20 protein-coding genes are annotated in these 22043 nt (G+C 40.5%); 11 read left to right on the top strand and 9 right to left on the bottom strand.

What is annotated here, in order from left to right; all coding sequences use genetic code 11:
- Position 1: 1 nt before the first annotated feature.
- The 3 genes from fliT to fliD are packed head-to-tail and all read right to left on the bottom strand — an operon-like array spanning position 2 to position 2221.
- Complete coding sequence (gene fliT / locus ABE954_RS13590; RefSeq protein ID WP_042844217.1) at positions 2-391, bottom strand: flagellar protein FliT; 390 nt, start codon at positions 389-391, stop codon at positions 2-4.
- On the bottom strand, positions 381-779 hold the full coding sequence (gene fliS, locus ABE954_RS13585; RefSeq protein WP_004909969.1) for a flagellar export chaperone FliS: 399 nt from the start codon (positions 777-779) through the stop codon (positions 381-383). Before fliS ends, fliT begins: the two co-directional genes overlap by 11 nt.
- Positions 780-784: 5 nt before the next feature.
- Positions 785-2221 carry a flagellar filament capping protein FliD gene (gene fliD / locus ABE954_RS13580; protein WP_129465790.1) on the bottom strand — a complete coding sequence of 479 codons (1437 nt, stop codon included), beginning with the start codon at positions 2219-2221 and terminating at the stop codon, positions 785-787.
- A 367-nt stretch (positions 2222-2588) separates the two neighbouring features.
- On the opposite strand from fliD, the gene ABE954_RS13575 reads away from it, so the two are divergent.
- Entirely contained in the window at positions 2589-3683 is a 1095-nt protein-coding gene (locus ABE954_RS13575; RefSeq protein WP_166686875.1) for a FliC/FljB family flagellin, read from the top strand.
- Between the two features lie 450 nt (positions 3684-4133).
- Positions 4134-4847: an RNA polymerase sigma factor FliA gene (locus ABE954_RS13570; protein WP_042844212.1), complete on the top strand. Its 714-nt coding sequence runs from the start codon at positions 4134-4136 to the stop codon at positions 4845-4847.
- 426 nt (positions 4848-5273) lie between these two features.
- Here ABE954_RS13570 and ABE954_RS13565 read toward each other — a convergent pair whose 3' ends face one another.
- Together ABE954_RS13565 and ABE954_RS13560 are read right to left on the bottom strand one after the other, a co-directional pair.
- Positions 5274-5993: a DNA-binding protein gene (locus ABE954_RS13565; RefSeq protein WP_187550470.1), complete on the bottom strand. Its 720-nt coding sequence runs from the start codon at positions 5991-5993 to the stop codon at positions 5274-5276.
- 137 nt (positions 5994-6130) lie between these two features.
- A complete protein-coding gene (locus ABE954_RS13560) occupies positions 6131-6577 on the bottom strand; it encodes a GNAT family N-acetyltransferase (RefSeq protein ID WP_129465793.1) in 447 nt (148 codons plus the stop codon).
- A gap of 259 nt (positions 6578-6836) precedes the next feature.
- Here ABE954_RS13560 and cbpA point away from each other — a divergent pair, with 259 nt between their 5' ends.
- From cbpA to ABE954_RS13545, 3 genes are all read left to right on the top strand, one after another.
- Positions 6837-7778 carry a curved DNA-binding protein gene (gene cbpA, locus ABE954_RS13555; protein ID WP_042844368.1) on the top strand — a complete coding sequence of 314 codons (942 nt, stop codon included), beginning with the start codon at positions 6837-6839 and terminating at the stop codon, positions 7776-7778.
- On the top strand, positions 7778-8071 hold the full coding sequence (locus tag ABE954_RS13550; protein WP_042844210.1) for a chaperone modulator CbpM: 294 nt from the start codon (positions 7778-7780) through the stop codon (positions 8069-8071). Before cbpA ends, ABE954_RS13550 begins: the two co-directional genes overlap by 1 nt.
- A gap of 142 nt (positions 8072-8213) precedes the next feature.
- Positions 8214-8807, top strand: coding sequence for a hypothetical protein (locus ABE954_RS13545; RefSeq protein ID WP_042844209.1), 594 nt, complete (start codon positions 8214-8216; stop codon positions 8805-8807).
- Positions 8808-8871: 64 nt separating this feature from the next.
- Here the strand turns inward: ABE954_RS13545 and ABE954_RS13540 are convergent, their stop codons facing one another.
- Together ABE954_RS13540 and ABE954_RS13535 are read right to left on the bottom strand one after the other, a co-directional pair.
- The gene (locus ABE954_RS13540) at positions 8872-9489 is read right to left on the bottom strand and encodes a bifunctional 4-hydroxy-2-oxoglutarate aldolase/2-dehydro-3-deoxy-phosphogluconate aldolase (protein WP_042844207.1); all 618 of its coding nucleotides are present in this window, start codon (positions 9487-9489) and stop codon (positions 8872-8874) included.
- Positions 9490-9491: 2 nt separating this feature from the next.
- Entirely contained in the window at positions 9492-10445 is a 954-nt protein-coding gene (locus ABE954_RS13535; protein ID WP_042844206.1) for a sugar kinase, read from the bottom strand.
- A gap of 226 nt (positions 10446-10671) precedes the next feature.
- Between ABE954_RS13535 and kdgR the strand changes: the two genes are divergently transcribed.
- Positions 10672-11451, top strand: coding sequence for a DNA-binding transcriptional regulator KdgR (gene kdgR / locus ABE954_RS13530; RefSeq protein ID WP_042844205.1), 780 nt, complete (start codon positions 10672-10674; stop codon positions 11449-11451).
- Between the two features lie 20 nt (positions 11452-11471).
- Here kdgR and ABE954_RS13525 read toward each other — a convergent pair whose 3' ends face one another.
- Positions 11472-12392, bottom strand: a complete 921-nt coding sequence (locus ABE954_RS13525; protein ID WP_166686063.1) for a chitinase — start codon at positions 12390-12392, stop codon at positions 11472-11474.
- Positions 12393-12879: 487 nt separating this feature from the next.
- Here ABE954_RS13525 and ABE954_RS13520 point away from each other — a divergent pair, with 487 nt between their 5' ends.
- Positions 12880-13236, top strand: a complete 357-nt coding sequence (locus ABE954_RS13520; protein ID WP_166686064.1) for a hypothetical protein — start codon at positions 12880-12882, stop codon at positions 13234-13236.
- A gap of 54 nt (positions 13237-13290) precedes the next feature.
- Here the strand turns inward: ABE954_RS13520 and ABE954_RS13515 are convergent, their stop codons facing one another.
- Entirely contained in the window at positions 13291-15333 is a 2043-nt protein-coding gene (locus ABE954_RS13515) for a choline transporter (RefSeq protein ID WP_042844202.1), read from the bottom strand.
- 209 nt (positions 15334-15542) lie between these two features.
- Between ABE954_RS13515 and betI the strand changes: the two genes are divergently transcribed.
- The 4 genes from betI to ABE954_RS13495 all read left to right on the top strand — a co-directional run bounded on the left by betI (position 15543) and on the right by ABE954_RS13495 (position 22011).
- Positions 15543-16145 carry a transcriptional regulator BetI gene (gene betI / locus ABE954_RS13510; protein ID WP_042844367.1) on the top strand — a complete coding sequence of 201 codons (603 nt, stop codon included), beginning with the start codon at positions 15543-15545 and terminating at the stop codon, positions 16143-16145.
- A 22-nt stretch (positions 16146-16167) separates the two neighbouring features.
- Entirely contained in the window at positions 16168-17646 is a 1479-nt protein-coding gene (gene betB, locus ABE954_RS13505; protein ID WP_042844200.1) for a betaine-aldehyde dehydrogenase, read from the top strand.
- 39 nt (positions 17647-17685) lie between these two features.
- Positions 17686-19365 (top strand): choline dehydrogenase, encoded by a 1680-nt coding sequence (gene betA, locus ABE954_RS13500; protein WP_042844198.1) that lies wholly within the window; start codon positions 17686-17688, stop codon positions 19363-19365.
- Between the two features lie 384 nt (positions 19366-19749).
- Positions 19750-22011 (top strand): TonB-dependent receptor domain-containing protein, encoded by a 2262-nt coding sequence (locus tag ABE954_RS13495; protein ID WP_071547946.1) that lies wholly within the window; start codon positions 19750-19752, stop codon positions 22009-22011.
- The last annotated feature ends 32 nt before the right edge of the window (positions 22012-22043 follow it).

The raw sequence follows: 22043 nt of genomic DNA, 5'->3' as shown, positions 1-22043 counted from the left end.
TTTATTCCATGGGGCGAATGACAATCGGGGTATCTGGCTCATCAAATTGGCCGTAGCTATTATTGAGTACCCGTTTTTGGTCTAATTGTTTCATTTCTTTGCTTAAGAAATTTAAATGCTGCTGTAAATATTCTTTAGTAATACGTTCATTTTCAATAATTTTATGCAATAACTGAATAAATTCTTCAGTGATTGGTTGTTGTTGTTCGAACGCTTGGGTCAACTGGGTGAGGTTTTCCACCGCAAGGACATATTCTGTCTCGCGGGAGACTAATGTCTCCCATTCCCCGGATTGCGCTAAGGCAACTAACTCTTCACTCAATACTAAGACATTACGGTATATTTCATGTAAATCGATAGGATTTTTATTGTCCACCTGATTATCTTTCATCCACATTTGCACCGATTTGCTGCCATGCAGAAGCGATATCGGAGAGTAATTGGTAAACTTCTTGGACATAAGCCACGTTGTTTTCGAGGTTGGCGCGAAGTAACTGCATTGTCATATACTCATACAAGCTTGCTAAATTTTCAGCAAGCTCGCCGCCAGCCTCATAATTTAACGACTGCTTTAACCCTGTGTCAATGATGTCGATAGCTTTTGAGATTTCTTTACCTTTTTCCGCCACCTTACCCTGCTGCATAAAAATCTCACCGCGTTTCAGGGCACTAAGCGCCCCTTTAAACAGAATCTGGATCAACTGGTATGGTGTCGCATTGGTAATTTCACTTTCCAAATCAACCTGCTGATAGGCTTGCTGTGCGTGTCTTTGATACATAATGTTTAACCTAAAAGTCGACCTAAAGAGTTAGTGGTACTATTGAGTGAGCTCATCATTTTGTCGAGGTTTTGGAACTGTCGACGGTGCATGTCCATGGTATTTTCGATTTGTTTATTAGTTTGCTCAATACGTTTGTCTAAGCTTTTCTTTTTCTTTTGAATACCATCGGTAGCATTGTGTAACGTGCCTTCTTTGCTGTCTAAAGTGTCTTTTAAGAAGTTAAAGTTTTCGGTAGCAAAACCAGTTTCTTTGCCGTCACCAGCAAAAAATACCTTAACGCTTGACGGGTTTTCTTTAAGCGCTTTATCTAATATTTTATTGTCAATTTCTAGCGTGCCGTCTACCTTTTGTTTAACTCCCATTTTATTCAGTAGATCTATCTCACCACTATTTTGTGATGAACGTACTTGAGTACGCATAGTACTTTGAATAACACGTAAAGTTGAATCGCCAATGAGTGGCCCATTGGTTTTATTTGGTGCTGTACCGCTTTCATTTGGTGTGTATTTAGTGAGTTCTTTCGCTAAAGTTTGAAATTCATTATAAGCATCCACCCACGCTTTAATTTTCGCTTTTGCGGGTTCAATGTCTTCGGATACCATTAAATGATCTGCTTTGTTGTCTTCACTTTCTTTTTTTAGCGTTAAGGTTAAACCAGGAAATAAATCTTTGGCTTCATTAGTTTGAGACTCAAGTTCGAATCCATCAATCGTCAAATGAGCATTCTGCGGGGCAACTTTTTGCTCCATACCAATGCCAGCCGGGTTTTTAAGTATTACATTTTTATCAGCGTCTAATTCTGACTCAACGTTTAAAATTGCAGCAAGCTCATCATCGCCTTCGACATTGATGCTAATACGGTTATCCGTACCTTCTTTTTTCGATGTGACAACGAGGTGATATTGCTCATTTTTATCTTTAATGACGGAGGCGGTAACACCTTTATCAGTTTTATTAATTGCATCGGCAAGCTCAATCAACGACGTACTTTGGTTATCAAGTTTGATAACAATTTTATCTTTTTCTTCTTTTTGTGATGGTTGAGTGATGGTAATGGTACGTTCTTTAGCATTACTGCCTAATAATTGTTTATTGTCAGAATGGCCTTTAGTCGCAATAGTTTGTGCTTTAGCTAGTTGTGTGACCAGTACATCATGGACACCTGCCACGGCTTTACCGTCAGTTTTCACATCAAAAGCTTTATATTCTCCGGTGACTTTAGTGGTGCTGATATCGCCGTATTTTTTTAAGTCTTCCGCCGCTTTTTTCAGTTTTTCTAATGATGACTGCATTTTGCCATAGGCACTAATTTGTGCGTCATAACTGGCTTTTTGGGTGGTTAATGGATCAAGTCGACGGCGTTCCATCGCTTCAATTTGGTCCATTTGCACATTTAAATCTAAGTTTGCTCCGATACCGAGTGTAGATATTCCTGCCATGTTTTCTCCTACGCTATGTCTGTGACATAAACCTTGAACATAAAATCTATTTAGACTGTTATCGGCGAAATGGAGCAAAATTTTAGACTATTCTGAAAAAGAGTGATGGCAAGAACTGAGAAGATAAAAGTAGGTAATTATTACTATTGGAATTAAATAATAAGAAAATTAATAAAAACAAATTTGTTTGCTAAAAAATTAAGGGCTAAAAAGCGGGTTATAAAGCCATTTCTGCCCGTGAAAAGAAAAATTTTCACTAAAAAGCCTAAAGGGGACTTTTTTGTAGCCGATAACCTAGTTGCTGACGAAATTCATCAAGTTAAGCATTTGGGCTTAACACATTAATTTGAATAATAAGGATCACATCATGGCACAAGTTATCAACACTAACATTTTGTCTCTGACCACTCAGAACAATTTAAACCGTTCACAAGGCGTACTAGGTTCTGCAATTGAGCGTTTATCTTCTGGTTCACGTATCAACAGCGCAAAAGACGATGCAGCTGGCCAAGCGATTGCTAACCGTTTTACTTCAAACGTTAAAGGCTTAACTCAAGCTGCACGTAACGCCAACGACGGTATTTCTATTGCACAAACCACTGAAGGTGCATTGAATGAAATCAACGATAACTTACAGCGTATCCGTGAGTTAACTGTTCAAGCTAAAAATGGGACTAATTCTAACTCTGACTTAACTTCAATCCAAAATGAAGTGACTGAGCGTTTAGCTGAAATCGACCGTATTTCTGAACAAACACAGTTTAACGGTGTTAATGTCCTGAGCGGCGAAAAAACTGAAATGAGTATCCAAGTGGGTACTAACGATAAAGAAGTTATCAAATTTAACTTAGATAAGGTTGATACAACTGAATTAGGTGTAGCAAGCGATAAATTATTTGATGTGAAAGCTGCGGGTAAAGCTACCGCTAAAGGTGCTACAATAGATGCAGCAACTGCTAATGGTGCGATTGCAGGTGCAACTGGTTTCGGTTCAGGTATTACAGCGATCAGTAAATATCAAGAAGATGGCGTAGATGTTACGGACAAATTTGTTGTAACGAAAGATGATGGTACTGAAGTTGTTGCGTCACTGAAAGTAGGTACAGGGGCAGATGTAGATAAAGCTGTTATCGATGTTGAAGATGGTGAATTTAAGGTTACTGACGGTAAAGCTGGATTAGATGTTAAAGATGATGCACTAGCTGTTTTAGATAACGCTATCAACAAAGTTGATGAAAGCCGTTCTAAATTAGGTGCGATTCAAAACCGTTTCCAATCTACCATCAACAACCTGAACAACTCTGTTAACAATCTGAGCGCAGCACGTAGCCGTATTGAAGATGCTGACTTCGCAACTGAAGTTTCTAACATGAGCCGTGGTCAGATTCTGCAACAAGCAGGTACTGCTGTATTAGCACAAGCTAACCAAGTTCCACAAGGTGTTTTAAGTCTGTTACGTTAATTCGTAATTGGTGGATGATATTGAAGGCCAGCGATGCTGGCCTTTTCTTTGCCCGTCATATTAGCCGTCATATTTCGCACCATAGCGTTGTTGGCTTCATAAGTTCATCCGAATCACGTACTTATGTACGCTCATCGGTATAAACTTATTTGCCGCCTAGCTATAGCACGAACTATATAGGCTAAAGAAACATGTTTTTAAAGCCAAAACACCAAAAGCTAAAAATGGTTCAAAAATTGCTTCTCAACAAAACCACCACTCTCACTTGTATTGCCAGTAAAATTCCCTAAAAATTGTGTTAAAACAATAATTAACATTGTAATCATTCAAATTTCACCTATTTAGGATAAGGCAAATAAAGCCCTATTTATTGCCTTACTCTACGGATTGAATTCAAATCCAACACTGATAATGAGTACCTTTTATAAAGCTTGAAGGGTGATTCAGGTTGTGAGTGATTTGTATACTGCCGAAGGTGTGATCAATAAAAATAGCCTATGGGAGCGTTATTACCCTCTAATACGCCATGAAGCCCTGAAACTGCAAGTCAGACTACCTGCCAGTGTTGATATTGACGACTTAATTCAAGCGGGGGGCATTGGTTTATTGCATGCATTGGAACGTTTCGATGTTACCCAAGGGGCGTCGTTTGCCACCTATGCGGTGCAACGTATTCGAGGTTCGATGCTCGATGAGCTGCGTAGCCGTGATTGGGTGCCGCGCAGTGTGCGCCGCCAAGCGCGTGAAATGACCAAAGCTATTGGTGCGTTGGAGCAATCGTTAGGGCGCAGTGCTACCGAGCCGGAAATCGCCAAAGCACTGAATATCGACCTTGCGGAGTATCGTCAAGCATTATTAGATACGAATAATAGCCAGTTGTTTTCTTATGATGAGTGGCATGAGGTTCACGGGGAAAGCTGTGAGCCGCAAATGGATGAAGATGATGGCGGCAACCCATTGAGTTTGTTATTGGATTCCAGTTTACGCGACCAAATTGCAGCGGCTATTGAGCAATTGCCTGAGCGTGAGAAAATGGTGCTAACGCTGTATTACCAAGAAGAACTGAATTTGAAAGAGATTGGTGCGGTGTTGGATGTGGGGGAGTCTAGGGTGAGTCAACTTCATAGTCAGGCCGTGAAACGACTTCGTGGCCGCCTTAAGTGATGCTCCTCGATGCTCGTCATACTTCGCATTGTGGGGGTGTCGACTGCGCTCGGCTACTCGGGTCACATACTTGTGTATGCTCCCCGAGATATCCTCACTGGTCTTCTACCCACAACACGAATTATTTAGAGCATCCGCATAGGGTGAATTTTTAATAAAACCTAAATTGAAACTGTTTTTTTAGATATTCCCTGAGTTTTCGATACTTGTGTATGCTCCCCGAGATATCCTCACTGGTCTTCTACCCACAACACGAATTATTTAGAGCATCTGCATAGGGTGAATTTTTAATAAACCCTAAATGAAAACTGACTTTTTTAGTGTTTTCTGTATTAGCTAATGAATTAGCTAGAACATTGGAGTTAAATAAATCTATTTTTTAAAACACCTTGGTGACTTGCGGCTTATTTTTGTGTTATCTCGCAGCTAAACGCGAATAATGCCATTCTCTTTTTTGATATATTCGATGCACACTTTTAAAAGTGACTCACAATAAAAAGCCATCAAATCCAGCTCCTCATCTAACCATTGGTTTAATTGTGCTTCGGTCACGGTATACACATCATTATCGTAAATTGCGGGTTTAGTGTAGTCCTCATCAAAATAACAGCCTATTTTTTCATCATATAATATCGTTCCCATTAACGTATGATGTACTTCAAGGGCACTTTCGAGGGTATTGATGGCGTCAATTTCTTCATTGGTCATGACAGAAGCATCAAGCAGGTAATCCCAAATATTTTGGGGGCAATGGGCTCGTGTTTGAGTCAAATAAAAGCGCGCTAAGGCAGTTTCTTCAACGGGTTCAGGGTAGGGGATAATAAAAGAAGAATACGTAAATGTGAATTTTTGAGTCAGTAGTCCTTCAAGGGCGGTGACCATATTCTCTTCATGTTCGTAATCGGAATATAAAGCGTAGGATAAAACGCGCAGGTCAAAATAACATTTCATTTTATCCATGACTGTGTGGCATTTCGATATGGCATAAACAGCATGTTTTACCGCTTTTTCATAATCATCAATGCCTTCATATTCTCTAAAGGTTTTAAAAGGAATAACTTGGCTTTTATTTGCTGCTTTAACGGCGCGTATTCTTAAAAGGATAATACTAAAGATAAGGAGTAAGACAGCTAAAAAATAATACATATTGCATCCTGACTAAAAGGTGTACGCGCTATCGCAAACTCACTACGCCACACAGGTGGCGAGGTGACATAAGTGAAATATTATACGCTATTTACTGATCTCGACGCAAAAGAAAGGCTATGTAAATAGTCTATTTATCATTCCCCATCGGTTAATTTAGCCAAAAAATTCTCTGCTGTGGTGTGCCACGCTCTTGGAGATTGAGTAAACCCCAGTCTTAGGTACTCGGTGAGGTTACTGTCGGTCGAAAAAAATAAAAGGTTGCATTCAGAAGGCAGTTCTTCAGCGGCAAGGCGCATTAAATGACGGTCGATACCGTGCTTTTGATAATTGGTATCTATGGCAAGCTCACAGATATAGCAGCAAGAACTAAAATCGGTGACCGCTCTTACAAAACCCACAACTTGTTCTTCATCCCATGCACTAATTAATAAGTCCGCATTATTTAGCATTGCATCTAATTTGGTTAGGTTATCGGTAGGTACGGTTTCTTTAAATGATGACTGATGGATTAAGCGAATAAAATCCTCAATGTTAATGGCAAAATTCATTTTATAGGTCAATCGGTTGGCGATGGCATCCATAAATTCCCCTTGCAAGACGTGAGCTCTCTTATAGGTTTAGCTCTAAATAGCGAAAATTTCCTGTTTTTGTGGGATGTTATCGATTTGCATCTTCATTATTTGCCAATATATTTAATATTTATCATTGTTCTACTATTCCAATTGCCATATAAATGTCTTAAGTTAAATTCAAGGTAAGTCGTTATGTTTAGCCCATTTAAGCAGTAAAGCTAAACACCATATGAATTCTATTCAACAGATAAGTGAACGAGATATGACTATGGAACTAAAGGATTATTACAGCATCATGGGTGTAAAACGCACCGATGATTTAAAAACCATTAAGACCGCGTATCGCCGTTTAGCGCGAAAATATCACCCCGACGTCAGTAAAGAATCGGATGCCGAAGCCCGCTTTAAGGAGATAGCAGAAGCGTGGGCGGTATTAAGTGACAAAGAAAAACGCGCCGAATACGATGAAATGTGGGAACATCGAAATGACCCTTATTTTAATCAAAGGCACCAAGGTCAACAAAGCCAAGGCTATTCCCAACAAGGGTTCGATGCGGGGGGCTTTGATGATATTTTTTCATCGATGTTTTCCCAACGCGCACGTGGCGGCAGTACAAGGCAAGCACGCAGCCATCGTGGCCATGACTTAGAGGTTGAATTAGCCGTTTTCCTTGAAGAAAGCCAAGAGTCACATAAACGCACTATCAGTTATAACTTACCGGTCTACAACGCTTTTGGTTTTATCGAAAATGAAATCCCTAAAACACTCAATGTGACCATCCCTGCGGGGGTAATTGATGGGCAACGCATTCGCTTAAAAGGGCAAGGGACCGCGGGAGAAAATGGCGGTGAAAACGGTGACTTATGGATAACCATCCGTATTGCGCCACACCCCTTATTCGATATTAAAGGCTATGACCTAGAAGTGGTTGTGCCATTAGCCCCTTGGGAGGCGGCGCTCGGAACTAAAGTTACTATACCAACCTTAAAGGACCCGATTGTTATTACGGTTCCCGCCAATAGCCAAGCGGGGCAAAAATTGCGACTTAAAGGTAAAGGGCTGAAACATAAAGATAGTGCAGGGGATTTATACGCCATTATAAAAATTGTAATGCCCGATAGTAATGATGCGGAATCGAATGCATTGTGGCAGAAGTTGGCGGAGGCTCAAACGCATTTTGACCCACGTAAAAATTGGGGAGGTAAATAATGGAACAGTTAACCACATTAACCGTTATTGATTTCTGCTTTCATACGGGGATTGCTGAAGATGAATTACAGGAAATCGTCGGGCTTGGGATTGTACAACCTATTGAAATTAGAGATGAATGGTTATTTGACGACCAAGCCGTGGTGGTCGTGAGAAGGGCGGTACGCCTTTATCATGAATTAGAGATTGACTGGCCGGGCATCGCAATGGCAATGAGCCTGATGGACCAAAATGAAAGGCTACGGCGCGAAAATGAGATGTTGCGTTTACAGTTGCAGCGTTTTATTGGTTAGGTTTCTGATAATTTAATGACTATTGAGCTTTTTATATAGAGTCTGTTTCATTTTGGCCTTATGCATTGAATTAAAGTATAGGGCCAATTCACTCAATATCTATAAAAATTTAATTGTATTGTGAACGATATAAGAGGTTTTTATGTTAACTACTGATTGGCGACCTGAATGGGGGAATATTTATTCATGGGTTGCAATGGATAAAAACGGTTATTTAGCATTTATGCTGAATAATTGCTGGGGATGGTTACCCAAAGTGTATATCAACATACCTAATATTAGTGAGTTATATGTTGATTTAATAGAGTTTATATATTGTGAATCGGCTAAATATGAAAATAGCATACAGAAAAATGGTGGTTTTTCAGTTGATCTATTTTCCTATTGGAGATACAAGCATTATTCCCAAGAAACTGTTTTTACCAGTTATAAAAATTGCTTAGATGAAGGTAATAAACTGACAGATGCTTATCTTGCAACACAAAAGGGAATATTTGTATTTGAAGGCATTGAAGGCTATAACCAAGGGGAAGACTTTCCTGTGGGCTATGATGGTGAAACAAAAATGGGAGATTATTTTCGCCATTTAGTGCCAACGATTTATGCGACAATATCAGATATACCTATCCCTCTAAGGCAATACATTGTCGTTTCTGATACTTTAGATTTTACCAAAGATAGATTGTTAGATAATGACAAAATCAGCGAATATTTTACTCGAATGTATTCTATCTAAGCCGTTAGCAAAAAGCCCTTACCATCCAGTAAGGGCGCAATAACAACGAGATTTTTATTATTAATTAAATAGCCGCTGCTTCAGCAACTAATTTTGCAAGTTCATCCCAGTTTTCACTGTCAATTAATGCATTTGGTACCATCCACGAACCGCCGCACACTAATACAGACGGTAATGCGGTGTATTCTTTAATATTTTTCATGCCGATACCACCTGTTGGCATAAATTTAACAGGGTAAACGGCGCCGAGTGCTTTGAGCATCGCAACCCCACCAGAGGCTTCTGCAGGGAAGAATTTTAAGGTGGTGAGGTTAAACTCAAGAGCTTGCTCTACCAAGCTTGGGTTATTGACGCCCGGAATGATAATCACATTTTTTTGTTGGCAGTAGGCAACAATTTTCGGGTTAAAGCCTGGGCTGACAATAAAGTCCACGCCTGCTTCAATGGCTTGGTCAACTTGCTGTGTGGTTAATACGGTACCTGCTGCGATCAGCAACTCAGGGTAGGCAGCGCGCATGTTTTTGATAGCTTGTACCGCGGCTGGGGTGCGGAAAGTGACTTCTGCGCACGGTAGGCCATTTTCCACCAACACTTTAGCTAGTGGCGCCCCATGTTCTGCGTGGTTAATGGTGATCACAGGGACAACTTTCAGCTGCTTAATTTTTTCAATTAATTGATTCATGATTAAACCTTTTCAATGGGGGCTAAAGTAATGGTTGGCATGGCCTCGGATGGAATAATCGCTCCCCGGTGTTGGATGACGCTTCCAGCCAGTAAATGACCTGTTTTTGCCGCATCGCAAGGGCTGCCACCTAAAATGCGGCAAGCTAGGTAGCCGGCACTAAAGGAATCCCCTGCGGCAGTTGTATCAACAACATGGCTAATTTTATTTGCAGGAATTTCAAAGCGTTGGTTATCAATAACCACAAAACAAGCATCAGCCCCGCGTTTTATCACGATTTCATTAACGCCATATTGTTGAGTGCGAAGAATTGCATCGGTTTCGTGATTGTCACCGTATAGCAATTGTTCGTCATCAAAGGTCAAAAAAGCGATATCGGTTAGGCTTAAAATTTGCTGGTAAGCTTGCTGTGCCGCTTGTTTTGAAGGCCAAAGAGCTGGGCGGTAGTTATTATCAAATACAATTTTTGCGCCATGCTGTTTGGCTTGCTGTAAAATTTCTAATAACAATTGGCGTGTGGCGTCAGGTAAAATAGCTAAACTAATGCCACTTAAATAGATGAATTGTTGTGCATTAAGCTGTTGCTGTGTGTGTGCTTTGCTATTTTCATCTAACCAAAATTTTGCTGCTGCGTTATCACGCCAGTAGAAAAAACGGCGTTCACCATTGGGGGCGGTTTCAATTAAATACATACCCGGTAACCGTGTATCAGAAATAAACACATCATCGGTATTGATCCCTTCTTGCTGCCAGCGGGTAAGCATTTGTTGGCTAAATGGGTCTTTCCCTAAACCAGTAATATATCGGGTTGTCACTCCGTGTTTCTGAGTTAAACGTGAGAGGTATAACGCGGTATTTAGCGTGTCCCCACCAAAAGTTTGGCTGTAAAGCTCACCCGATTTTTGTAATTCAACCATGCATTCGCCAATGACGGCAACTTGCGGATGTGTACTCATATTTACCACCTGCGCGATTACGACTTAGTAAACTAATACTGACCTGATAGAGCTATTAAAACTCATTTTATTCATAACTTCAAATAAAAATGAAACGCTGTTTTAAAAATATTGAATCACTGTTCTTGTTTTTCTGTGACCTGCCTATTATGCTATTTAGCCTAGAGTGGTATTGGCTGGTTTCGCTATAATATCGCTATCAATTGAATTGGATGATGGAAAAGAAATGGATAAGACGACTCAAACGGACGCCGTTTCAGCTGTAGTCAAAGTATTTAGCATACTTAGCGCTCTTGGTGAACAAAAGGAAATCGGTGTATCGGAGCTTTCCCAGCGTTTGCTGATGTCAAAAGCGACAACATTTCGTTTCTTACAAACCATGAAACAGCTGGGGTATGTGGAGCAAGAAGGTGAGGCAGATAAATACTCACTGACATTGAAGCTTTTCGAATTAGGGGCGAAATCCCTCGAGTACGTTGACCTGATTGAAATTGCAGATAAAGAAATGCGCCAGATTGGCCGACTCACCAATGAGGCCGTGCATTTAGGCGCATTAGATGAAGACGCTATCATTTATATTCACAAAATAGATTCTAGTTATAATTTACGTATGTATTCACGGGTCGGTCGCCGTAACCCGTTGTATTGTACCGCGATAGGTAAAATTTTATTGGCTTGGCAAAGTGAAGACGCTATCCGCTGTGCATTAAAAGATGAATTATTTACCAAAAAAACCAATACCACGATTTTAACGTTGGATGATTTGCTGGCGGAATTAGCCACCGTTCGCGAATGTCATTATGCGCAGGATAGGGAAGAACAAGAGCTTGGCTTACGTTGTATCGCTGTCCCAGTATATGACCGGTTAGGGCATGTGATTGCAGGGCTATCCATTTCATTTCCAACGATCCGCTTTGATGAACAATGTATTGATGATTATGTTGAATTACTAAAAACGGCGGGGCGTAATATTTCAGAAAAAATGGGTTATCACCAATACCCATAATATTGGTGATAACGGGTTATCTATGAGTTAAGTTTTTGAGTAAATAGTTCTGTATATTGAAAATCATAGGTTTGTTCTGGGTTACCTGAGCTTGTTGCTTCTGGGTAGGGTTTATTACCAGGACGGTCACGGGTTAAGCTCCACATCGACACGAGGTTCAAACCTATTTTTTTTGCGAATTCGCTTAGAATGTCGGCATCATGGAAACTGAACATAGCATGGTCATCATTTAGGCCAATCATCGGGGTAATTTGAACGTAATTATACATTTCCTTATCTTCTACCGATGGGTAGAAAGGTTTTAATTGGTTTTTAATACTGATGGCAGCCTTGATAGCGGCATCGCCCAAGCTAATGATGTTTGGGTCATAATAATCCATTGCCATTCCATTAACTTTCATGACCAAACCTGCTTCTACAGATTTTTTCACTAATGCTAATCCAGTATTTGTTAACCCTGTCGGTAGGGTGGGTAGGGTTAGGCTCAAGGTGATTTTTGGGTTATTGTCGACAATCACTTTTAAAGCAGAAAATGCATTATCAGCATCATAGAGGCCATTTTCGAAGTCTAAATCTATATGCGATGCGTTTAGTTTATCGATAGCTTCTTGATAGGTTTTGATCAGTTCTTCTTGTGTCTGTACCAATGAGACATCTTGATTAGCGGCTCCTCCGAATGACACTGCAACTTTTACCCCGCCAGCAATAAGTTCGTCACACAAGGGTTTAGCCCAGCTTATTGGCATTGTGGGTTGGGCGGACCATGCCGCTTGTCTATTTCGGTCCGCAGTTAAAAAACCAAGGTAAAGTATATCAACCCCATATTGGATTGCAGCTTGGCTGTATTTAGCATTTGGCCTGCCATCAGGGTAGTTTTGCCAATCGTTCCAAGTGGCATCGACACTGACATCGATATAAGGACCAAAATAGGTTTTATTCATTGTATATTCCTAGTCTAATGAGTTAGATAAAGTGAAATTGGTGCCCAATACTAACTAATAGGGCAAGGTCACTTTTATAGAAAATAGGCTTAGGAACAAGACTAAAAATTATTAGTAATCTAATAGGTTACAGTCCTATTATGATCATGATAATGGAGGTAATTCGATACAAATTATTAGGTTAATTTGAATGATGGTAGTTAGTCTTTTTTGCATCTTGGCTTATTTCATATCATCACATCATTGGTCTTTCATGTGAGGGGTAATTATTAAGAACAATTGGTTGTGATTGAGGTGAACTGTATTTATATTACTGATGCATGATTAATGTCATGTTAATAGTATCTATATCAATCAATTGATTTGATGTTTTATTATAATTAACATATTGAATAGTAAGATTTGATTATATTTTATTTTAATCATTTCTGGATGTGATAATTCTGCGTTATATAATACTGACTTACAGACACAGTAGGATATTCATATGTTTAAAAAGATTATTTTTGTTATTTTTCTTAGTTTCACTACTTACGGCTTTGCCAGCGATTTTACCTTTAAAGAAAAATCACCCGCTGATCGCGAGTTTAATCAAGACTACCAAGGTGCTAAAAAATTACAGGCACAACAAAAGTTTGTCTTTGATCCCAAGAAGAAACTTCCAGCAGAGGAACAAAGTTATCAAGCTTTATTAGACCAACGTAATGCGGATGAAAATTCAATACTACATCAGTTTAATGCTTGTGATGCCAACCCTACGGGAGCAGGGTGCCCAAACTCTAGGCCTTGGGTGAATGACCGACAACAAATGAAGAAAATGTTGGAGCAAGCGGGGCGCTACTGATAAGCAGTTTTACTGAGAAATAAGGGAGCAATAGGCTCCCTTATTGATTTTAAGTTAACTTGATTCAGGGAAAGTCAATGTTGCTCCCGGAGCTTCACGGCTTAAGTGAATGAAATTCATATGTTTTTCATATTGGTCGAGAATATCGCTAATTACCTGCTCTTTGGTATAATCCATTAAATCATTCCCTTGGGAACCCTCCCATAAGAAGGTTTCTAAACGGTAATAATGGGATTTCCCCGAGCGGGCGCGATAAGTAAAGCCAGGAACAGAATAGCGTTGCGGCCAGACTTGATAGATAAAGCTTTGTTCATCATCAAGGTCAACGGTCAGCTCTAAATGTTCTAACCGTTCATCTGCAATTGGTGGCATCGTATTAAACTCCACTTTTGCTCCCCTTAAAGATAACTCTTTCGCCACTTCTTGCATCGCAGGGATACAAACTAAATCAAGCATCCGTTGCGTATAAGTCGTACCGGGGAAGTTCATCACACGGCCTAAACGTTGTTTCCAATTGAGGGTACCATTGCCATACAGTGGTGCGGGTGCATTGGTGTTTAATGAGCTAACGCGCCTAAAATCTTCGACTTTTAATGACTTATATAACCCTGCCATAATGAAGAAAATGACGAAGCTAAAAGGTAGCCCCATGATCACCGTGGTATTTTGTAAGGCAGCAACTCCATCAGTCATTAGCATTCCTAGAGTTAGTAAGCCAATCGCGACGGACCAAAATATACGCAACCAATTAGGTGCATCATTATTGATATCACTGAGTTTCGAGGTGAAATTCCCTAATACTAATGAGCCGGAATCCGCAGAAGTAACATAAAAAAGTAACCCTGTGATGGTGGCGATTGAGGCGGTTAAACCAAAGCCAGGATAGAGCTCAAGTAGGGAATAAAACCCTTTTTCAGGGGCTTCGAGTACAGTTTGTGCTAACTCACTATTGCCATGAATGATTTCATATAAAGCACTATTTCCGAAAATGGATAGCCACAATAAAGTGAAAACAAAAGGAATAATTAAAGTACCAATCACAAATTGACGGATCGTTCGGCCACGAGAGATGCGGGCGAGGAATAACCCAACGAATGGCGACCATGCCACCCACCAAGCCCAGAAGAACAGTGTCCAGCTATTCATCCAATCAGTTGGGCGGTCAAATGCGAAGCTATTGAGTGTCATCCCCATAAAGCGGTTGACGTAATCCCCTACATTGAGCACTAACGCATTGAGCAAGAACTCAGTATCACCGACAAATAATATGAATAAAATCAAGCCTAAAGCTAGAAGCACATTGAGCTCGGAGAGTATACGGATACCCTTATTAACCCCAGAGGTCGCTGAAATCACCGCCATGACAACGGATAGAAAGATCAAGCCAGTTTGTACCGTTAAGCCTTGCGGTAAGTCAAACAACACTTTTAGCCCATAATTGAGTTGTACTACCCCAATACCAAGTGTCGTTGCGATACCAAAGATAGTCCCCAGTACTGCAGCAATATCAACGGTATGGCCGATAGGCCCCTCAATGCGTTTACCAAAAATAGGGTAAAGTGCAGACCGAATGGTCAGAGGTAAATTATAACGATAGCTGAAGTACCCTAAAGCTATACCCATTAATGCATACATAGACCAGCCCGTTAGGCCATAGTGGAATAGTGTCCACACCATCGACTGACGGGCTGCTTCTAAGGTTTCTCCATCGCCTGTTGGCGGAAGCATATATTGAGTGACGGGTTCAGCTACAGAGAAAAACATTAAATCAATACCAATCCCCGCAGCGAATAGCATTGCAGACCAGCTAAGAACGCTAAATTCAGGTTTGGATTGCTCAGGACCGAGTTTGATATTCCCAAAGCGTGATGTTGCAATAAAAATAACAAAAACAATGTACAAGGTTGCCGCTAATAGGTAATACCAACCAAAGGTTTTTGATACCCAACCTAAGGTGGCGACGATCCACTGATTTGCTGTTTCGGTCATCAGAATTGTAAAAAAAGAAAACGCTAGAATAAGACCAGCGGAAGTGAAAAAAACCACAGAATTTAATTTGTCTTTCTGCTGATTTTTCGAACTATGTTGAGTTGTCATCGGCAGTTCCACATTTTTATTTATTTAACAGGTTAAAATTACTTTTCACTCTAACTAATTGATTAATCAGTGTGAATTTGGTTTTCCTCCATATCCCTCCTGCATATATTGTGAATTAATTGTAAAATACAATAGAGAATATTGATTGAACATTCAATTAAAAAAACGTTTAATAAAAGGGAACAGTGTATTTTTTAGGTTTAAATACTATGCCGAAGGTAGGAATTAAGTCGATACGTAAACAGCAGTTAATTCAGGCCACTTTGGCTGTGATTAACGAAGTTGGAATGCAAGAAGCCAGCTTTGTGTTAATCGCCCGTAAAGCTGGGGTGTCTACAGGTATTATTAGCCATTATTTTCGAGATAAAAACGGGTTACTTGAAGCGGCTATGCGCCATATTCAATACCAACTTGGGCTTGCAGTTGCGATGCGCTTAAGAATGCTACCGGATGCAGAGCCAAAATTGCGAATACAGGCGATTGTTGAAGGTAACTTTGACCCAACACAGACTAGCGAAGCCGCGATGAAAACGTGGTTAGCATTTTGGGCTAGTAGTATGCACCAGCCTAACTTAAACCGACTACAACAGGTGAATGATAGGCGGCTTTATTCGAATTTAAGTTATGAATTTGGGCGGGTATTAAGCAAATCCGATGCGCGGATGGCTGCAAAAGGGCTTGCAGCGCTAATTGATGGTTTATGGTTACGGAGTGCTTTAAGTAATGAAGTATTCCCAGTCCTAGAGGCACTGAAAATCACTAATGAATATATCGATATGCAACTTCATCGGGCAGAGGTAACAAAAACCTAAATATCAATTCAAAGGAGATAATATGCAACATCCACCAATCCATAAGCTTTATATTCATGGTGGTTACGTCGATAGCTCACAACCAGAATGCAGTCAATTTTCGGCAATCAACCCCGCAAATGGGGAGGTCATTGCCAAGTTACAATCTGCTAGCCTCGAAGATATTCAATGGGCAGTAGAAAGCGCCAAACAAGGCCAAAAGGTGTGGGCGGCAATGACAGCGATGGAGCGTTCACGAATTTTACGCCGCGCTGTTGATATTTTACGCGAACGTAATGATGAGCTGGCTTATCTTGAAACCTTGGATACCGGTAAACCGTTATCTGAAACTCGTTATGTCGATATTGTGACAGGGGCTGATGTCCTTGAATATTATGCTGGGCTAGCACCGATGCTGGAAGGGCAACAAATTCCGTTACGTGATAGCGCATTGGTTTATACCCGTCGTGAGCCATTAGGTGTTGTTGCTGGTATTGGTGCATGGAATTACCCAATTCAAATCGCTTTATGGAAGTCGGCGCCAGCGCTTGCAGCTGGAAACGCGATGGTGTTCAAACCGAGTGAAGTGACTTCGTTAACGGCTTTAAAACTGGCTGAAATATATACCGAAGCAGGTTTACCAGCTGGGGTGTTCAATGTGGTCACTGGAGCAGGCGGGGAAGTCGGCCAATGGCTAACAGAGCACCCAGATATTGCTAAAATCTCATTTACGGGTGGGATAGCTACGGGTAAAAAAGTCATGGCCAATGCATCTGCTTCATCATTGAAAGAAGTCACCATGGAGCTTGGTGGTAAGTCACCATTAATTATTTGTGATGATGCAGATTTAGATAAAGCTGCTGATATCGCTATGATGGCTAATTTTTATAGCTCAGGCCAAGTCTGTACGAACGGTACACGGGTATTTGTGCCTAATTCTCTTAAATCACAATTTGAACATAAAATTGTTGAGCGTGTTGCGCGGATTAAAATCGGTTCTCCTGTTGAAGAGGGCACGAATTTTGGGCCATTAGTCAGTTTTGCGCATATGGAAAATGTACTGCGTTATATCGAATTAGGGAAGCAGCAAGGGGCTCGTTTGTTATGTGGTGGGCAGCGTTTAGTGGATGGTCACTTTGCTGATGGCGCTTATGTTGCTCCTACGGTATTTACAGATTGTGATGATGAAATGCAAATTACTCAGGAAGAAATTTTTGGTCCAGTAATGAGTATTTTAGGTTATCAATCGGAAGAGGAAGTCATTGCTCGTGCCAACAACAGTGTGTATGGGTTGGCGGCGGGGGTTATTACTCAAGATTTAACGCGAGCGCATAGTGTAATTAATCAATTAGAAGCAGGTATTTGCTGGGTTAATACATGGGGCGAATCTCCTGCACAGATGCCCGTTGGTGGCTATAAACATTCAGGTGTTGGTCGTGAAAATGGCGTGATAACGCTGCAAAATTATACACAAATCAAATCTATTCAAGTTGAACTTGGGGAGTTTTCATCGGTTTTTTAATCACATCATTTTAATTTGACTGAAACAGAGGAGATAACAATGGTCTATGACTATATTATTATCGGTGCTGGTTCAGCCGGTAACGTTCTTGCTACCCGCCTGACAGAAGATCCTGAAGTTACTGTGCTGCTCCTTGAAGCAGGAGGACCGGATTATCGGTTCGACTTTCGCACACAAATGCCAGCGGCATTAGCGTATCCATTACAAGGTCGACGTTATAATTGGGCCTATGAGACTGACCCCGAGCCACATATGAATAACCGCCGTATGGAGTGTGGTCGAGGAAAAGGGCTTGGCGGCTCATCACTGATTAATGGGATGTGTTATATCCGTGGAAATGCGATGGACTTTGATGGCTGGGCTGAAGCTCCCGGTCTAGAAGATTGGCGCTATTTAGATTGCTTACCGTATTTTAGAAAAGCGGAGACGCGGGATATTGGTCCAAATGATTACCATGGTGGTGATGGGCCCGTAAGTGTAGCTACGCCTAAAAATGGCAATAATGTGCTATTTCATGCAATGGTTGAGGCTGGGGTTCAAGCAGGCTACCCGCAAACTGATGATTTAAATGGCTATCAACAGGAGGGGTTTGGTCCTATGGATCGCACAGTGACCCCTCAAGGACGTCGAGCAAGTACGGGGCGTGGTTATTTAGACCAAGCGAAAGGGCGAAAAAATTTAACGATTGTGACTCATGCAACCACTGATACTATTGAGTTCGAAGGAAAAAAAGCGGTTGGTGTGAAGTATTACCCAGGTAACAGTACAACTGCAACGGTGATAAAAGCGCGTAAAGAGGTGTTATTATGTGCAGGGGCGATTGCATCGCCACAAATATTACAACGCTCAGGGGTTGGTCCTGAAGATGTATTGGCGGAGTTTAATATCCCTAAAGTACATGTTTTGCCCGGTGTTGGGCAAAACTTACAAGATCATCTTGAGATGTATTTGCAGTATGAATGCAAACAGCCAGTTTCATTATACCCAGCATTAAAGTGGTATAATCAACCGATGATTGGTGCTCAGTGGCTGTTCAAAGGGACGGGAATTGGTGCCAGTAATCAGTTTGAAGCGGGCGGTTTTATTCGTACTAGTGATAAGTTTGCGTGGCCGAATATTCAGTTTCATTTCTTACCAGTTGCAATTAATTATAATGGTAGTAATGCAGTTAATATGCACGGTTTCCAAGCTCATGTCGGCTCAATGCGTTCTCCTAGCCGTGGGCGAGTACGTTTAAAATCATTAGACCCTAGGCAACACCCGAGTATTTTATTCAACTACATGTCATCGGAACAGGACTGGGAAGAGTTTCGTGCAGCTATCCGTATTACCCGTGAAATTATGGCTCAGCCAGCTCTCGACCCATATCGTGGTGCAGAGATAAGCCCCGGTAAACAGGTGAATACCGATGAAGAACTGGATGCTTTTGTTCGAGAGCGCGCTGAAACCGCATTTCACCCCTGTGGTACTTGTAAAATGGGTAATGATGAAATGGCAGTTGTTAATGGTGCAGGGCAGGTACACGGTATTGAAGGGTTAAGGGTGATTGATGCATCAATAATGCCATTAATTATTACCGGTAATTTGAATGCAACGACGATTATGATTGCTGAAAAAATAGCAGATAAAATACGTAATCGGGCACCACTACCTGTCAGCCAAGCGGATTATTTTGTGGCGGGGAATACGCCGGTTAGAAAAACGCCTTTAAGGGGGTAATAAGGCACTAGCATATTATTAAACCCGGTTTTTGGTTATTCAACAGCGGTTGATAGTTATATCAGCCGCTTTTTTTATGGGGTGAAATCATAAAGGAATTAATAAACAATAGTTATATTAATGAGAATGCAAATGATATTCATTATGATCTTGATCATTGTTATTATTGGTGTATATTTCAGGATAATTGATTAATACGAGGAAAAAATCGCCCTTAACCATTCAATAAATAAGGTTTTTGGTGTTAGCTGTATTTATCTAATTGCACTTACATCTCACTTTTAATTGACGAATTAAAGTATAGCAGGGGATATTTTCAAGCTGCTTGTACGATATTTCTTCATTTGTATTAAATATTCATTAATTAATGAAGGCATTACTTAAATGATATTTCAAAATAAAAATATAATTAGCTTACTTGTTATATGTTCTTCAGGGACGGTTTTAGCGGATGAAGCCAATACAGCACAGCAGAAAGATAAACTTCTCGTTACTGCGAGTAAAATAAAGTCAAATAGTAAGCGAATAGAGACTAAAGATATTTCGGTAGTAAGAGGCACAACTAATTCGGATATATTTGCTAATGAGACCTCTCTTCAAATAAATAATGCCAGAAATGAAGCAGGTGCTTTAGATATTGGTATTCGAGGTCTACAAGGTAATGGTCGAGTGCCTATTATTATCGATGGTAGTTTGCAATCGACGAATACATGGCGAGGTTATCAAGGTAGCACCGATAGAACCTATATTGATATGGATTTGGTTGATACCATAGAGATCGAAAAAGGAGCATCGATGAGTAAATTCTCCGGCGGTGCTATCGGTGGAACAGTTAAATTAAAAACGTTATCTGCTAATAGTATTATCCCCCAAGGAGAGCAGTTCGGGTTTTTATTTAAAGGAAATATTTATAACAATAACCGACGGCCTTCTATAGCATCAGAGGAAGGGCGGGAGTCAGAGTATCGGTTATCTAATGGTGTTAAAAATAGTCATTTTAATAATGGTTCCATAACCACTGGTATTGCCTATAGAAATGATAAGTTTGACGTGTTAATTGCGCATAGTGACAGAAAACAAGGCAATTTTTTTGCAGGGAAAAATGGTTATCATAAATATTCATCCACAGATGCACCGATAAAACCCGGGCAAGAAGTGGTTAATACGAGTTATGAAAGTCAGTCAACATTATTAAAGACGAATATTTATCTTAACCCATATTCTAGTATTGAATTAAATTATCGTCGCCACGAACAGCAAGCTGGCGAAGTTTTAGCTGCTTATTGGTATCAGTATGATAATAAAATGCCACAGTGGTCGTTAGGAACCGCAAATATAGATACCGCGTCATTAAACTACTCGTATAAACCTGATTCTTTATGGGTTGATATGAATTTAGGAGTATGGTGGACGAAAGGTAAGTTTAAGCAACGTAATGGTACATCGGATAATGTAAATGCTCATTATGGTGATCAATATAAACACCGTTATACCGATGAGCGGCTTGGATTTAATTTAGAAAATACTTCCGAGCTTGCCGCGTATCCCATCGGGATTACATATGGTGTGGAATATATGCAGCAGAAATCAAAGCCACTTAGTAAGACTTATCAGCCGATATGGACACCCGACGGAACACTAGAGGGGGACGAACTGACGCCGGTAACACGTAATGCGAAAGGTATTAATACATCCGCATTTACTAACGTTGAGTACCAAGGTGATTGGGTCACGGCGCTGGCGGGTTGGCGCATCCACTCGTTTGATGTTGATGACCATGTTCAAGGGAAAAGCCTTCATTACGGGCCAAAGAATGATTTATTCGGTGAATTGCGTTTTCATATGACGAATGAATTGGATATTTATACTAAATATTCAGATAGTTATAGAGAACCTAGTTTATTTGAAACAACGGCATCCGGTCAGACTTACTCTTATAGCCCTAACTCCCCACTAAAACCTGAGCATGCCAAGTCGTTTGAGGTTGGCATGAACCTTGAAAAAAATAACTTGATTGCCGATGAAGATGTTGCCGAGTTGCGGGTGGCGTATTTTAATAATGATATCAAAGATTATCTTTCACAAGGTGTGAACCCTAAATTGGAGGATTGGTCATCACCTTACGTCATAACCAAAAACTATGACAGGTTTAAGCTTTCAGGTTATGAGGTTGAATTAAAATACAATTCAAATTATGCATTTGGTTCCGTTGATGCCACTTTTTATAACAATGCAGAACTTTGCTCTCGGGATGAAATGGCGCTAGGGAGTCTACCATCTGCTTGTAATTCGGTTGGTTTTGCATGGGGGTTATCACCTTCACGTATTCCACCCAAGAAAGTTGTCACCGGAATTGTTGGGGTAAAAATGTTTGATCAAAAATTACAAACAGGTTTACGTGTACGTTATAACTCAGGGAAAGATTACCCACAAGAATGGCTTGCTGGAACAGCTGCAGCACCTGTTACCAAGCTGTATTCCACGACAACATTTGATTTGTTAGGTAAATACTCTATTCAGAAAAATATCCATGTGAACTTTAATATTGATAACTTGACGAATCGTTATGCATTTGACCCAGGAACCGTTATTTATATGCCGATTCCAGGAAGAACCTTCAGGCTTGGGTTAGAAGCGACTTTTTAAATTGCAATCAATTTAGTTGTCTCTGAGCCAGT

It is taken from the genome of Providencia sp. TYF-12 (assembly GCF_041344805.1).
Lineage (GTDB): Bacteria > Pseudomonadota > Gammaproteobacteria > Enterobacterales > Enterobacteriaceae > Providencia > Providencia huashanensis.
This window is presented reverse-complemented; position numbering and strand designations above follow the sequence as displayed.